At 64.8% G+C, this 14,757-nt stretch carries 14 protein-coding genes; 9 read left to right on the top strand and 5 right to left on the bottom strand.

All coding sequences use genetic code 11. The features are described 5' to 3' along the window. Nucleotides 1-5 precede the first annotated feature (5 nt). Genes yidC through rpmH form a run of 4 tightly spaced genes read right to left on the bottom strand, consistent with a single transcriptional unit; the run spans nt 6 to nt 2,717 of the window. Nucleotides 6-1,685 carry a membrane protein insertase YidC gene (yidC, locus tag ACNI65_RS24050; RefSeq protein WP_416759939.1) on the bottom strand — a complete coding sequence of 560 codons (1,680 nt, stop codon included), beginning with the start codon at nt 1,683-1,685 and terminating at the stop codon, nt 6-8. Then, the gene (gene yidD, locus ACNI65_RS24045) at nt 1,678-2,007 is read right to left on the bottom strand and encodes a membrane protein insertion efficiency factor YidD (RefSeq protein ID WP_416759938.1); all 330 of its coding nucleotides are present in this window, start codon (nt 2,005-2,007) and stop codon (nt 1,678-1,680) included. Before yidD ends, yidC begins: the two co-directional genes overlap by 8 nt. A 27-nt stretch (nt 2,008-2,034) precedes the next feature. Next, nucleotides 2,035-2,553 carry a ribonuclease P protein component gene (locus ACNI65_RS24040; protein ID WP_416759936.1) on the bottom strand — a complete coding sequence of 173 codons (519 nt, stop codon included), beginning with the start codon at nt 2,551-2,553 and terminating at the stop codon, nt 2,035-2,037. A 29-nt stretch (nt 2,554-2,582) separates the two neighbouring features. After that, nucleotides 2,583-2,717, bottom strand: coding sequence for a 50S ribosomal protein L34 (gene rpmH, locus ACNI65_RS24035; protein WP_067065970.1), 135 nt, complete (start codon nt 2,715-2,717; stop codon nt 2,583-2,585). A gap of 295 nt (nt 2,718-3,012) precedes the next feature. On the opposite strand from rpmH, the gene dnaA reads away from it, so the two are divergent. The 9 genes from dnaA to ACNI65_RS23990 all read left to right on the top strand — a co-directional run bounded on the left by dnaA (nt 3,013) and on the right by ACNI65_RS23990 (nt 14,097). Next, nucleotides 3,013-4,554 (top strand): chromosomal replication initiator protein DnaA, encoded by a 1,542-nt coding sequence (gene dnaA / locus ACNI65_RS24030; RefSeq protein ID WP_416759935.1) that lies wholly within the window; start codon nt 3,013-3,015, stop codon nt 4,552-4,554. Nucleotides 4,555-4,624: 70 nt separating this feature from the next. Beyond that, nucleotides 4,625-5,749, top strand: a complete 1,125-nt coding sequence (gene dnaN, locus ACNI65_RS24025; protein ID WP_416759934.1) for a DNA polymerase III subunit beta — start codon at nt 4,625-4,627, stop codon at nt 5,747-5,749. A gap of 107 nt (nt 5,750-5,856) precedes the next feature. After that, nucleotides 5,857-8,382 (top strand): DNA topoisomerase (ATP-hydrolyzing) subunit B, encoded by a 2,526-nt coding sequence (gene gyrB, locus ACNI65_RS24020; protein WP_416759933.1) that lies wholly within the window; start codon nt 5,857-5,859, stop codon nt 8,380-8,382. 156 nt (nt 8,383-8,538) lie between these two features. Further along, on the top strand, nt 8,539-9,564 hold the full coding sequence (locus ACNI65_RS24015) for a virulence RhuM family protein (RefSeq protein WP_416759931.1): 1,026 nt from the start codon (nt 8,539-8,541) through the stop codon (nt 9,562-9,564). 100 nt (nt 9,565-9,664) lie between these two features. After that, nucleotides 9,665-10,810, top strand: coding sequence for a DUF3883 domain-containing protein (locus ACNI65_RS24010; RefSeq protein ID WP_416759930.1), 1,146 nt, complete (start codon nt 9,665-9,667; stop codon nt 10,808-10,810). Nucleotides 10,811-10,963: 153 nt separating this feature from the next. After that, nucleotides 10,964-11,530, top strand: coding sequence for a DUF3617 domain-containing protein (locus ACNI65_RS24005; protein WP_416759929.1), 567 nt, complete (start codon nt 10,964-10,966; stop codon nt 11,528-11,530). 159 nt (nt 11,531-11,689) lie between these two features. Beyond that, complete coding sequence (locus ACNI65_RS24000; protein WP_416759927.1) at nt 11,690-12,637, top strand: hypothetical protein; 948 nt, start codon at nt 11,690-11,692, stop codon at nt 12,635-12,637. Further along, nucleotides 12,627-13,370, top strand: coding sequence for an SH3 domain-containing protein (locus ACNI65_RS23995; RefSeq protein WP_416759926.1), 744 nt, complete (start codon nt 12,627-12,629; stop codon nt 13,368-13,370). The genes ACNI65_RS24000 and ACNI65_RS23995 overlap by 11 nt, the downstream gene beginning before the upstream one ends. Before the next feature lie 25 nt (nt 13,371-13,395). Beyond that, complete coding sequence (locus ACNI65_RS23990; protein ID WP_416759925.1) at nt 13,396-14,097, top strand: hypothetical protein; 702 nt, start codon at nt 13,396-13,398, stop codon at nt 14,095-14,097. 3 nt (nt 14,098-14,100) lie between these two features. Here the strand turns inward: ACNI65_RS23990 and ACNI65_RS23985 are convergent, their stop codons facing one another. Next, complete coding sequence (locus ACNI65_RS23985; protein WP_416759924.1) at nt 14,101-14,751, bottom strand: hypothetical protein; 651 nt, start codon at nt 14,749-14,751, stop codon at nt 14,101-14,103. Between the last annotated feature and the right edge of the window lie 6 nt (nt 14,752-14,757).

Below are 14,757 nucleotides of genomic sequence, written 5' to 3'. Positions count from 1 at the left end.
CCGGATCACTTCTTCGCGGTCGTCACGCCGATCTGCTTGTTGATCATCCATTGCTGGGCGATCGACAGGATGTTGTTGACCAGCCAGTACAGCACCAGGCCCGACGGGAAGAAGAAGAACATCACGCTGAAGGCCAGCGGCATGATCCACATCATCTTGGCCTGCACCGGGTCGGCCGGTTGCGGGTTCAGCCAGACCTGCAGCAGGCTGGACGCCGTCATCAGCAGCGGCAGCGGGCCGATCGGAGCGCCGAACAGGTGACCGAACAGGCTGTCGGGCTTGGACAGGTCGTGGATCCACATGACCCACGGCGCGCCACGCATCTCGACGCTGGAAAGCAGCACCCAGTACAGCGCGATGAAGAACGGCATCTGCAGGAAGATCGGCAGGCAGCTGCCCAGCGGATTGATCTTCTCTTCCTTGTAGATGCGCATCATCTCCTGCTGCATCTGCTGCGGCTTGTCCTTCAGGCGCTCACGCATCTCCTGGATGCGCGGGTTCACCGCCTTCATCTTGGCCATGCTGCGGTAGGCGCTGGCGTTCAGGCCGTAGAACGCGGCCTTCAGCAGCACCACCAGCAGGATGATCGCCCAGCCCCAGTTGCCCAGCAGCGTGTGCAGCACGTCCAGCAGCCAGAACAGCGGCTTGGACAGGATCTTGAAGATGCCGTAGTCCTTGACCAGCTCCAGGCCCGGGGCCAGGACTTCCAGCTTCTTCTCTTCCTGCGGACCGACGTACAGCACGTTGTCCAGCTTGGCCGACGCGCCCGGCGCCACCGCGGCGAAGTTCATCACCATGCCGGCGGTGTACAGGTCCTGGTTCAGCGGACGGACGTTGAACTCACGCGGACCCGGCTCGTTGCGGATCCACGCGCTGACGAAGTAATGCTGGACCATCGCGACCCAGCCGTCGTCGGCGTTCTTCTCGTACTCGGCCTTGCCCTTCTTCAGGTCGTCGAAGGCGAGCTTGTGGTACTTCGCCTTGTCCGTGTAGAGCGCGGGACCCGAGAACGAGGTCGGGGCGAACGACGGACCGGTGTGGTCGATGTGGCCGTCGCGCACCAGCTGCAGGTACAGCTGCGGCGTGACCGGCGCGGCACCGGTGTTGGTCACCTCGTGGTTGACCGCCACGGCGTAGTCGCCGCGCTTGAAGGTGTAGGTCTTGGCCAGCTTCACGCCGCCTTGCTCGCCTTCCAGGCGCACGGTCAGGGTGTCCTGGCCGTCCTTGAGCTCACGCGGGCCGTCGACCAGCGTCAGCACGGTCTGGTCGCTCGGGGCGTTGGGGACGTTCAGCAGACCGGAGCGGGCGCTGTAGTTGCGCAGCGGGTCCAGGACCACGACGTGGCCGCTCGGGTTGGTGTCGTCGGCGTGCTTGAGCAGCTCGACGCGCACCAGGCTGCCGCCACGGGTGTCGATCGTGGCCTTGACCACGTCCGTGGTGAAGGTGACCAGTTCATTTTTGATGACGGGGGCAGCGGGCGCACCGGTGGTCGCGCCGGAAGCGGCCACGGCCGGCAGCGCCGCGGCGGAAGCCGCCGAGGCCGGACCGGCCGGCGCGCTGGCGACGTTCGCCGGGGCCGGCGAGAACATCGACGGCTGGCCGTTGTGCCGCTGCCAGCCGTCCCACAGAAGGACCAGCGACATCGTGAACACCACCCACAAGATGGTGCGGCGAATATCAGTCATGGGAAGCTTTTGGATTGGCGGTTGAAGAGGCTGCCCCCGCCGGACATCTGGAGGGACGCTCGGTGAACCGGGTGAACAGGCGGGGCGGATTGTCGGGCACGGGATCGTGTCCGCCCAGACAGAAAGGATTGCAGCGCAGGATCCGTCCGACCGCGAGATAGGTGCCCGCGGCCGCGCCGTGCTGGCGCAGCGATTGCATGGCGTAAGCGGAGCAGCTCGGGCTGTAGCGGCACCCGGCGCGGAGCCAGGCGCTGAACAGCAGCTGATAACCACGCACCAGCCCCATCAGCAAGCGCGTCGGCAGGCCGGGGCGGGCGTCCATGATCGTGTTTCCGAACCGGCGGGCCGGTCAGCCGGCGGATGCCGGCGGGGGCGACTGGGGCGGCCGGGCCAGCTTGCGCGTCAACTGCAGCAGCTCGGCGCGCGCGACGGCGCGCAGCGCGTCCGAGGACGCGCTGGGGAACTGCTTGCGATCGAACGGCATGCGCAGCCTCACCACCCACAACCCGGGCGGGAGCTCGGGAAGTTCCCCGAACACCGCGCGGATCTGCCGCTTGAGCAGCACCCGCGTGACGGCGCGCTTGGCGTGCCGCTTGGGCACGACATAGCCCAGCCAGGCCTGTTCAGGCGCGGCGGGGACCGTTGCGGCAGGAGTGGGCGCCACATTCGCGGAGGGCGTTTCATCCACAGGCTGGGGATGAATCGGTGCATCACCTGTGGACAAGTCGACCGTTCCTGTGGATGGACGGCGCTTCGGCAGCGTGGGGCTGGCGAGCAGGTGGTGCACGGCGAAGTGCGCGCTGCGCGCGCGGCTGGGCGTACCCAGCACGCGCTCGAAATCGGCCGATCGCACGATGCGGCCGATCATGATGCGAGCGAAGTCGTCTGGCGTGGTGCTCAGACGGCCAGGCGCTTGCGGCCCTTGGCGCGACGAGCAGCGATGACGGCCTTGCCGCCACGCGTCTTCATGCGGACCAGGAAGCCGTGGGTGCGGGCGCGACGGGTCTTGGAGCCTTGATAAGTGCGTTTCATGTTCAACCTCTTGGAAATCTTCGGTACTTCCCGTCGCCTCGCGCCACCTTGGCGCCGCGGACGGTGGACATCTCAGGTTGATGTCGGAAGCCGCTCAAAAAAGGAGGCCCACGCAGCAACGTCCGGGCGTCCGGAAAACCCGCGATTACAGCAAAGATTTGCGTCAGGGTCAATCCGGATGCAAGTCGCCACGGGGATTACCTGCACTTGACCGGGGGAAAAAATCTGTGGATAACCCAGACTTCGCGGCTTCGGATCAGTACAATCCGGCCGCTCGAAGAATAAGTTTTCCACAATGAGCGCAGACTTGTCAGGGGCGGCACTGTGGCAGCGCGGCTGCGAACGCCTGGCCGCCGAACTGCCTGAACAGCAATTCAATACCTGGATCCGACCGCTCCCCCCCGCGGAAGTCGCCCAGCAGGACGAGAACGGCCATGAGGCCGTGCTGGTGTCCCTCCGCGTCCCCAACCGATTCAAGCTGGACTGGATCCGCAGCCAGTACGCCGGCCGCATCGAGGCCATCCTGACCGAGCTCGCCGGCAAGCCCGCGCGGCTGGAGCTCTCGCTGGCGCCGCGCGAGGCCATCGCCCCGCTGCCGCGCACGCAGCCCTCGAGCATGACCATGGGCCAGGTGCTGAGCCAGCACGGCCTGGGCGCGCCCGCCGCCGGCCGCCCCGCGATGCCCGCAGCCGCCCGTGCCGCCGCGCCGGTGGCCGCCGCTGGCCAGCCGGCGACCCACGCCGCGCCGGCGGCTCCGGTCACCGCCGCCAGCCTGATCCAGTCCGCCGCGGCGCCGAACCTGCCACCCAGCGCCACGCGCCACCGCATCAACACCAGCCTGACCTTCGACACGCTGGTGCCGGGCCGCGCCAACCAGATGGCGCGCACCGCCGCGCTGCACGTCGCGGGCGCGCCGGGCCAGATGTACAACCCGCTGTTCATCTACGGCGGCGTCGGCCTGGGCAAGACCCACCTGATCCACGCGGTCGGCAACGCGCTGCTCAAGGACCGCCCCGATGCCCGCGTGCTGTACCTGCACGCCGAGCAGTTCATCTCGGACGTGGTCAAGAACTACCAGCGCAAGACCTTCGACGAGCTCAAGGCGAAGTACCACTCGCTGGACCTGCTGCTGATCGACGACGTGCAGTTCTTCGCCGGCAAGGACCGGACGCAGGAAGAGTTCTTCAACGCGTTCGAGGCGCTGCTGGCCAAGCGGGCGCACATCATCATGACCTCGGACACGTATCCGAAGGGCCTGGTGGACATCGACGAGCGCCTGACCAGCCGTTTCGACGCCGGCCTGACGGTGGCCATCGAGCCGCCGGAACTGGAGATGCGGGTCGCGATCCTGATCAAGAAGGCGGAGGCCGAGAGCGCGCCGATGCCCGAGGACGTGGCCTTCTTCATCGCCAAGAACGTGCGGGCGAACGTGCGCGAGCTCGAGGGCGCGCTGCGCAAGGTGCTGGCGTACAGCCGCTTCTCGCACAAGGAAATCAATATCCAGCTGGCGCGCGAGGCGCTCAAGGACCTGCTGTCGATCCAGAACCGGCAGATCTCGGTCGAGAACATCCAGAAGACCGTGGCCGATTTCTACAAGATCAAGGTCGCGGACATGTATTCGAAAAAGCGTCCGGCGAGCATCGCCCGGCCGCGGCAGATCGCGATGTACCTGGCCAAGGAACTGACGCAGAAGAGCCTGCCGGAGATCGGCGAGCTGTTCGGCGGCCGCGACCACACCACGGTGCTGCACGCCGTTCGCAAGATCGGCGGAGAGCGCCAGAAGAACACCGAGTTGAACCAGCAGTTGCATGTGCTGGAGCAAACGCTGAAGGGATGAGAGAAAACGCCTTCGCCTTCAGCGAAAATGCCGCGTTCGCCCGTACAGCCAACAGTGGAGAGAGGTTGACATGATCGTGTTGAAAGACAGCCAGGACAAAGTGCTTGCCGCGCTGCAGGCGGTGTCCGGCATCGTGGAGCGGCGCCACACCCTGCCCATCCTGGCCAACGTGCTGGTGCGCAAGCAGGGCAAGCAGGTGGAGCTGACCACGAGTGACCTGGAGATCCAGGTCCGCACGACGGTCGAGTTCGACGGGGATGACGGGGATTTCTCCACGACGATCGGCGCGCGCAAGCTGATCGACATCCTGCGCTCGATGCCGTCGGACCAGACGGTGAGCCTGACGTCCAACCAGAACAAGATGACGCTGCAGGGCGGCAAGAGCCGTTTCACGCTGCAGACGCTGCCGGCGGACGATTTCCCGCTGGTGCAGGAAGCCGCCGATTTCGGCCCCGTGTTCAGCGTGCCGCAGAAGACGCTCAAGGGCCTGATCAACCAGGTCCACTTCGCGATGGCGGTGCATGACATCCGCTACTACCTGAACGGCATCCTGTTCGTGGCCGAAGGCAAGATGCTGACGCTGGTGGCGACCGACGGTCACCGCCTGGCGCTCGCGCAGGCCGAGACCGACACCGAGATGCCCAAGCAGGAAGTCATCCTGCCGCGCAAGACGGTGCTGGAGCTGATGCGTCTGCTGAAGGACGGCGGCAAGGGCGACGACGAGAGCGCGCCGATCGAGATGCGCTTCGCCGGCAACCAGGCCAAGTTCAGCTTCAGCGGCATGGAATTCGTGACGAAGCTGGTCGAGGGCAAGTTCCCCGACTACAACCGCGTCATCCCGAAGAACCATCGTTTCCATGTGATCCTGGGCCGCCAGCCGCTGCTGGCCGCGCTGCAGCGCGCCGCGATCCTGACCAGCGAGAAGTTCAAGGCGGTGCGCCTGTCCTTCGAGCCGGGTCTCCTGTCGATCGCGTCGAGCAACGCCGAGCAGGAAGAAGCGAAGGAAGAACTCGAGATCGATTACGGCGGCGACCAGATCGAGACCGGCTTCAACGTGACCTACCTGATGGACGTGCTGTCCAACATGTCGCAGGACATGGTGCGCGTGGACCTGAACGACAGCTCGTCGAGCGCGTTGTTGAGCATCCCCGAGCACACGGGCTTCAAGTACGTGGTGATGCCGATGCGTATCTGACGCCAACCAGTTGAACGAGCGGGCCACGGCCCGCTTCAGCGCTTTTGAAGGCCCGTGAGCCATCGCCTCGGCGAGCACGGCCAGCAGTGAGAAGAGAGAGTTTTTCGATGACCGATCCTCAGCAGAATCCCGACCAGCAGCCTCAGCAGCAGAACGACGGCGCGGGGTACGGCGAGTCCAGCATCCAGATCCTGGAAGGGCTGGAGGCGGTGCGCAAGCGCCCGGGCATGTACATCGGCGACACCTCGGACGGCACGGGTCTGCATCACCTGGTGTTCGAGGTTGTGGACAACTCGATCGACGAGGCGCTGGCGGGTTACTGCGACGACATCGTCATCACGATCCACACGGACAACTCGATCTCCGTCATCGACAACGGCCGGGGCATTCCGACCGGCGTGAAGATGGACGACAAGCATGAGCCCAAGCGCTCGGCGGCCGAGATCGCGCTGACGGAGCTGCACGCGGGCGGCAAGTTCAATCAGAACAGCTACAAGGTCTCGGGCGGCCTGCACGGCGTGGGCGTGTCCTGCGTGAACGCGCTGTCCAAGACGCTGCGCCTGACGGTGCGCCGCGAGGGCAAGGTCCATCAGCTGGAGTTCAGGAAGGGCATCCCGCAGGATCGCGTGATCGAGCTGCGCGACGGCTTTGAGACGAGCCCGATGAAGATCGTCGGCGAGACCGACAAGCGCGGGACGGAAGTGCACTTCCTGCCCGACACGGAGATCTTCACGTCGAACTCCGAGTTCCATTACGACATCCTGGCCAAGCGCCTGCGCGAGCTCTCGTTCCTGAACAACGGCGTGAAGATCCGCCTGGTCGACGAGCGCAACAACAAGGAAGACAACTTCGCCTTCGCGGGCGGTGTGCGCGGTTTCGTCGAGTTCATCAACAAGGGCAAGACGCCGCTGAACCCGAACATCTTCCACGCGCAAGGCGACAAGATGTCGGAGCAGAACACCAACGTCGGTGTTGAAGTCTCGATGCAGTGGAACGACGGCTTCAACGAGAGCGTGCTCTGCTTCACCAACAACATCCCGCAGCGCGATGGCGGCACCCATTTGACGGGTCTGCGCGCGGCGATGACGCGGGTGATCAACAAGTACATCGAGGACAACGAGCTGGCCAAGAAGGCCAAGGTCGATGTCACCGGCGACGACATGCGCGAAGGCCTGGCCTGCGTGATCAGCGTGAAGGTGCCGGAGCCGAAGTTCAGCTCGCAGACGAAGGACAAGCTGGTGTCGAGCGAGGTGCGCGGCCCGGTCGAGGAAATTGTCGCGAGCAAGCTGACGGACTGGCTGCTGGAGAACCCGACGGACGCCAAGATCATCTGCGGCAAGATCGTCGAGGCGGCGCGTGCGCGCGAAGCGGCGCGCAAGGCGCGTGAGATGACGCGTCGCAAGGGCGTGCTGGACGGCATGGGTCTGCCGGGCAAGCTGGCGGACTGCCAGGAGAAGGATCCGGCGCTGTGCGAGATCTACATCGTGGAGGGTGACTCCGCAGGTGGATCGGCGAAGCAGGGTCGCGACCGGAAGTTCCAGGCGATCCTGCCGCTGCGCGGCAAGATCCTGAACGTCGAGAAGGCGCGCTACGAGAAGCTGCTGACCAGCAACGAAATCATCACGCTGATCACGGCGCTGGGGACGGGCATTGGCCGCGGCGCGGGCAGTGACGACTTCAACCCGGACAAGCTGCGTTACCACCGCATCATCATCATGACCGACGCGGACGTGGACGGTGCGCACATCCGGACGCTGCTGCTGACCTTCTTCTACCGGCAGATGCCGGAGCTGGTGGAGCGCGGTCACATCTACATCGCGCAGCCGCCGCTGTACAAGGTGAAGGTCGGCAAGCACGAGCAGTACCTGAAGGACGGTCACGAGCTGGACGGTTTCCTGCTGAAGGTCGCGCTGAACGATGCCGAGCTGCACACGAACGGCGTGGGCACGGGTCCGGTGCTCAAGGGCGAGGATCTGGAGACGAAGGCGCGCCAGTACGTGGCGGCGCAGAACGTGATCGAGCGTCTGTCGGCGTGGATGGACGGCGAGGCGCTGCATCTGCTGGCGTCGGGTCTGACGCTGGGGCTGGACACGAAGGAAGCGGCGGACATCTCGGCGACGGCGCTGCAGTCGGCGCTGCATGACGCGGTGGTGAGCGCGGAGACGGATCCGCGGACGGACAAGCTGTTCCTGAAGATCAGCCGTCGTCATCACGGCAATGTGCGCTCGAGCATCATCACGGCGGACTTCGTGCACGGGGCGGACTATGAAGTCCTGGCCGAGGCCGGCAAGACCTTCAAGGGTCTGGTGGGCGAGGAAGCCGTGATCAAGAAGGGCGAGGGCGAGAGGGCCAAGGAAAGCAAGGTTGGCGACTTCCGCGCGGCGATGGCCTGGCTGATGACGCAGGCGGAGTCGAGCGTGGGCCGTCAGCGCTACAAGGGCCTGGGCGAGATGAACCCCGAGCAGCTGTGGGAAACGACGATGGACCCGACGGTGCGGCGCCTGCTGCGCGTGCAGATCGAGGACGCCATCGAGGCGGACCGCGTGTTCACGATGCTGATGGGTGACGAGGTCGAACCCCGCCGCGAATTCATCGAGTCGAATGCGCTGAGGGCGGCGAATATTGACGTGTGAGCGTCGATTCGTTCAATCTGGCTGGTCGCTGACAAAACGACCGGCAACGAGTGGCTCATCCTTGGCGGGATGGGCCATTTTTACTTGTGTCGGTGATGTCGAATCGGCTGGGTTTCAGCAGACTGCTGCGCAAGAGATGAGCGTGGAGACCGAAACATGAGCGCAGAACGCGTTTCACCTGAGATGGTGTTGTATTCAACAGAAGACGGTACGGCCCGCTTCTTCCTTCGCGCGAGCGCGGGCTCCGTGTGGCTGACCCAGGTCGAGATGGCTGAACTCTTCGAGACCACCGTCCAGAACATCAATCTTCATGTGAACAACGTGCTCGACGAGGGCGAGCTCTCTTCAGCGGCAACTATCAAGGAAGACTTGATAGTTCGTTTGGAAGGATCTCGACAGGTGAAGCGGTCGATCCGGCTGCACAACCTTGAAATGATCCTGGCCATCGGCTACCGCGTGAAGTCCCCGCGCGGCACGCAATTCCGTCAATGGGCCACGACCCATTTGAAGGAGTACCTGCTCAAGGGATTCGTCATGGACGACGAACGTCTGAAGGGGTCCGATAGCGCGGACTACTTCGACGAGTTGCTCCAGCGCATCCGGGACATTCGGTCTTCTGAGAAGCGCTTCTATCAAAAGGTCCGAGACCTCTTCTCGCTGTCGATCGATTACGCGGACGACGAGCAGTCGACCCGCTTGTTCTTTGCCGAAGTCCAGAACAAGATGTGCTTTGCCGTCACGGGAAACACTGCGGCGGAGCTGGTGGTGAACCGCGCGGATTCTGACCATCCGCAGATGGCATTGACCTCCTGGCAAGGCAATCGGATCCGGAAGGCCGATGTCACGATCGCCAAGAACTATCTGCATGGCGACGAACTCGAACATCTGAATCGCATCGTCAGTCTTTTCCTGGAGTTCGCGGAGTTGCGTGCCCAACAGCGCAAGACCCTGCGCATGGAGGATTGGCACAAGTACGTGGACAGCTTCCTCGAGTTCAATGAGCAAGCCAAGCTGCAAGGGGCCGGCAGCATCAGTCACCAAGCCATGACCCAGATCGCGCACGAGCGATATCAACGCTTCGACGATGCACGCCGTCGAGCCGAGGCTGCGGACGCCGACCGCGTGGAGCTGAGCCAGCTGACCCAGATCGAGAAGACCTTGTCGAAGCGCTCCAAACACTGAATCTCCGTGACGCTCTCTGCGGCCTTCGCGATATAAATCGCCGCCCAGGGAGAAAAGATGTCAACGGAAAACTCGCTTTCAAGCGAGCCGGTCGCTTGCCATGGCGAGTGACCTGTCTCGAATCGATCGTCGTGCTTCAGTTCAAGCCGCGCTCGACGAATTCGTGTCGCTTGGACGCGCTGCATTTCTCGCCAAGTACGGCTTCGGCAAATCGCGCGACTTCCTGGTGTTGGATCCAACCACAGGAACGCCATGCGACTCGAAGGCTATTGCGGGAGCGGCTTTTGGCCATCAGTTTCCTGATGAAGGGCCGCTCGAGGCAGCCGACTTCTCCGGCGGTGAGGCTACGGTCGTACCGACGCTTGAACGACTTGGTTTCCAGGTCGTCCGTATCGGCGAAGACTGGAACGATGCCGAGGTCACGGCAACCGTCGATTCCTACTTTGAGATGCTGCGCCTCGAGGCATTGGGGCATCCCTTTCGCAAGACCGAATTCAACGAAGCTCTGCGTGCCCGACTCCGCGGTCGGAGCAAGGCGTCTGTCGAGCTCAAGTTTCAGAACATCAGCGCCGTGTTGTGGGCGCTCGAGCTCCCGTTCATCAATGGCTACAAGCCGCGCGGCAACTCCCAGTTGCTGCTTCGACAGGTCGTCCAGAAATTCCTCAGCGATCAACAGTCCTTGATCCGACAGATCGCTGATGCCTTTGAAGAGGTCAGAACACCAGACCAGCAAGGGTTTCATGCGCGCGTGGTCGACCCGCCAAGCGTGCAGATGGTCGATCGCAGCGGGGAAGCGGCGACCAAGTTGCGCCTCCCACGGCATGTTGATTTCGCTGCCAGGGACGAGGCCAACCGTCGGCTCGGACGAGCAGGCGAGCAATGGGCCATCGGGTATGAACACATCCGCCTTCACCGCGAGGGATTGGAAGACTTGGTCCAAAGTCTGAAGTGGGTTTCAGAAGACCTCGGCGACGGCGCTGGCTATGACATCGAGTCCTTCGACGCGCCAGGCGCGCCTCGTCTCATCGAGGTGAAAACCACCAATCGCGGACATGCTTCATCGTTCTCGATCAGTCGCAACGAACTCGAAGTCTCGCGAGAACGCGAAGACGCCTATTGCCTATATCGCATCTTCAATTTCAGAGAACAGCCTTCGCTTTATGTCCTGCGCGGGGACATGACCAAGCATCTCCATTTGCAGCCCATCGATTTCCGCGCTTCGTTCAAGAGATTCATTGGCGAGTAAGGCGGATACCCGCTCAGTCGGCGCCCCACAACCGCCACATGACCTCGGTCATACGTGCCCCCTCCACAGGCTTCAAGCCCGCTCGACTTGGAGCGGCGCCCGCATCGAGACTTCGCCTCATCGTCCCCTAGCGGACATCCCCGAGGCCTCCCCATGCGCTTCTCCGCGATCCTTCGCACGTCGCTCGCCGTCACGGCGGTCCTGGCCGCAGCGTCCCCCACGCTCGCCCAATCCATCTCCGTCAAACCCGGCCTGTGGGCCAGCGCGAGCGTCAACACGCTCAACGGCAAGCCGCTCCCCACCATCTTCGACATCAAGGGCGCGCTCACCCCGCAGCAGAAGAGCAGCCTCTCCGCCGCGATGGCCAGGGCCGGACTCCCGACCGGCGGCAATCCGCACCTCGACTGCCAGCAGTCCTCCGAGTTCGCCCTGCCCAAGCCCCAGTCCGTCGACGACTGCACCACCACCGTGAAGCCGGGCGACGCCACCAGCGGCTCCTTCACCATGAGCTGCAAGAGCGCCACCGCCTCCGGCACGGGCACCGGCACCTACCAGGTCACCGACAAGTCCTCCGCCACCATCAAGGTCGCCTTCAAGGGCTCGACCGCCCAGGGCATGCCCATCGCCTACGAGTCCACCTCCGTCCACAAGTGGATCGGCAGCGACTGCGCCACCCCGCCGCCCGGTATCGACCCGTCGCTCATGGACCTCATGCGCTGATCGCCCACGGACCGGCGCCGCTGTCCCCGATGACGGCGGCATCCCGCCGCCGCGCCTTGGAGGAAGGCCTCGTATGACCTTCGTCCGTTCCCCCTGCCGCCGCCCCAAGCTCAGAATGGTCGCTCGCCGATGCAGCCTTCGCGAGCGATCTGGAGTTCCATGACCACGAGCCTCAACCCGTACGACCCGGACGTCGAATCCATGGCGCGCGCCTTCGCCGACCGCGCCGCCTCCGCCCCTGACGAGGCGCTCAGCCAGTGGCGCGCCGACAGCGTCTCGCTCACTCCCGTCCAGCGCGCCACCACCGCGCGTCTCGCTGCTTCGCAGCTCAGCTGGCGCGCGAGGGCCGCTCTCAGCGGCTCATCCTCCGGCGCCACGCTACTTGTGGAATGGGACAGAGACCGCCTCACTGCGCCGTACGTCCCGCAGCTCCCCCTGCTCACGGCCCGACAGACGTATGCCTATTGCGCGGGCATCGTCCTGCAACGCGGCACCTCGGCCGCCGTCAACGCGCTGAAGCAGGGACGCATGATCCTCGTCGGCCTGCGCCGCGAGACCTCCACCCTCGCCAACCGAGGCCGCGGCGTCTACGACGACCACATCGTCGTGCTCAACGGCGGCGACGGCCTGCGCACGGCGCGCGTCTTCCCCGCCTGCACCGAACCCGGCGCCCAGTATTCGCAGCGCGCCGCTCCGAAGGGCACCGGTCGCGTCGATGCGCGATACAACGACGTGATCTACAAGCACACCGAAGGCTTCGATATGAACAACGACGGCATTCGGGAAGTCGGCCGCCTTCGTGCCGGCACCTACTTCTTCGGTGAAAAGCCCAAAGGACACTTGAAAGCCCGCGCCTTCCAAGCCACTCGCGCCCAAACGGCCGAACGAGACACCGACGGCGACGGCCGCTTCAACGCGATGGACCCCTACCGGATTGACCCGACCACCGTCGGCACGACGATGTACATCCACCGCGGCGGCACGCAGGCATCGGGCAACACCTGGTCCGCCGGCTGCCAGACCATTCCCGACAATGTCTATCCCCGCTTCCTGGCGTCGATGGGCCTGATCTCGTCGTTCCACTATGTCCTCGTCGATGGCTATTGATCACCGCCTGCGCAACGCCGCGCTGCTCCTCGCGACCACCAGCTTCGCGACGCTGGCAAGCTGCGCGGGCGCCGGCGAGCCCCATACAGCCTCGTCGCCTTCCGTCACCGGATCGGTGGCCAGCACGTGCAGCTTCGGTGCCTTCGTCGCCGAGACCGATCCCGCCGGACTGAACGTCCGCGCCGCGCCGAGCGCCACCGCCAAGGTCCTCGGCAAGCTCCCGGCCACTATCGTCGAAGCCTCCATGGGCTACGGCGTTCGCGTCGAAGTCGAGGTCATCGGCGCGCGCAACGGATGGTTCCTGATCCGCAACGCCCGCGACAACGAGGCCTTGACCAACAGTCCCCCACGACCGATGTACTCGGGTGAAGGCTGGGTCAGCGGCAGCAAGCTGACGGTGAAGTCGCAGGCTGACGTCGGACGAGCTCAGCCAAACTTGAAAGCGAAGCCCGTGCTGCGAGTCGGCGACGACGAGACCTTCGACAACGACATCCTCGTCGAGGCCGGACGTCTCGCCGATTGCACCGGCAAGTGGGCTCAGGTGGAATTCGCCGATCAGCGCTTTCCCCCTAAGGATCGGAGCACGCTGAAGATCGACGCGACTGCGCGCTCCGGCCTGCCAGCCGGCCGATTCCGCGCCTGGGTAAATCGGATCTGCGCGATCCAGGAAACCAGCTGCGACGGCCTCGCCAATGACAACGACGTCAACACCGACATCGACATCAAACCCTGACAGCGCTTGCGCAGGCTACGGGCCGATGGCCAATGACTGGAACCCCCGCGTCGCGTCGTCGCTGATTCGACTGGCGCTGATCCTCTCGACCGGCGTCGCGCTTTGCAACGCCGCGAATGCGTCCGGTGGCCCACTAGAACCCACCTCCCGCAACTTCGCGGCGTTCGTCGAGGAAACCGACCCTGCCGGACTGAACGTGCGCGCTGAACCATCGGCCTCGGCGAAGGTCCTCGGCACGCTTCCCCCGATCTGGACCGATGAATACGGCATGCGTGCCCGCGTCTTCGTGAAGGTCACGGCCAGCGCCAACGGCTGGTTCCGTGTCCGCGAAGCCTTCGAGGACGAAGCCCTCACCGGCCATCCCGCCCGCCCGGTGTACGACGGCGAAGGCTGGGTCAGTGGCCGCAAGCTCGTCGTGAAGGCGCAAGCCGGCATTGGACGCACCCGCCCCGACGCCAAGGCACCGGTCGCCGTACGACTCAAGGACGGCGTTCACTTCGACGGGAGCAGCACCATGGCGGCCGGCCGACTGGTCGATTGCAAAGGCAGCTGGGCGCTAGTCGATTACGAGGAGTCGAAGCTCTCGAAGGACCTCCTGCCCTATCTGGAGATCAAACCGGCCGCGCGCGCCGGGCTGCCCAAGGGCCGCTTCCGCGCTTGGCTCGACCAGATCTGCGGCATCCAGGAGACGACCTGCGACGGGCCGTCCTCACTGGACACCCAGTAAGCCTCAGCCCGCCAGATCCGGCCGGATGGCCTTCAGGATCGCCGGTGGCATCTTGCGGCTCTGCAGGCTGCAGCCGAACTCGGTCAGTTGCTCGTCGTGCTCCTCGATGAGCAGCACCCGCTCGACCGTGCCCGGCTGCGGCGGCTCCTCGTTGGCAGTCACCATCGCGCGGAAGCCGTCATCGGGACGCTTCTCCGTCCACACCTCGCTGCGCACCAGCGCGGGTCCGCCCTCGCGCAGGCGCGAGGCTTCCCAGATCAGCGGCTTGAAGCGCTTGGCGACCTCGGCCGGCTTGCCCTTCACGAGGAAGCCCCAGTAGTGCAGGTCCAGCATGCCGGGCACACCGTTGTTGTCGTCGTAGAAGCCCACGACCTCGAGGCCCTCGACCATCACCGATCTCGAGAACCGCACCGTCGGCACGTGATCGCCCTCCGGTTTCACCTCGAAGATCGCGGTGCTGCCGCGCTTCCTCATCGGCGCCAGCGCCTGGAGCGCCTCGGCCTGCGCGCCCAGCGCGTTGAAGAAGCCCGCGTCGCAGCGGGTCAGCTCGGCGATGGGCAGACGGGGCTCGGCCGATTGCGCGAACGCCGCGCCGCACAGCACGGTCAGGCCGGTCATCAGCGAGCCGGCGAGCAGTCGGGAAACAGGCGTCATGAGGAG

The organism is Roseateles sp. So40a (assembly GCF_048081605.1).
Lineage (GTDB): Bacteria > Pseudomonadota > Gammaproteobacteria > Burkholderiales > Burkholderiaceae_C > Roseateles.
This window is presented reverse-complemented; position numbering and strand designations above follow the sequence as displayed.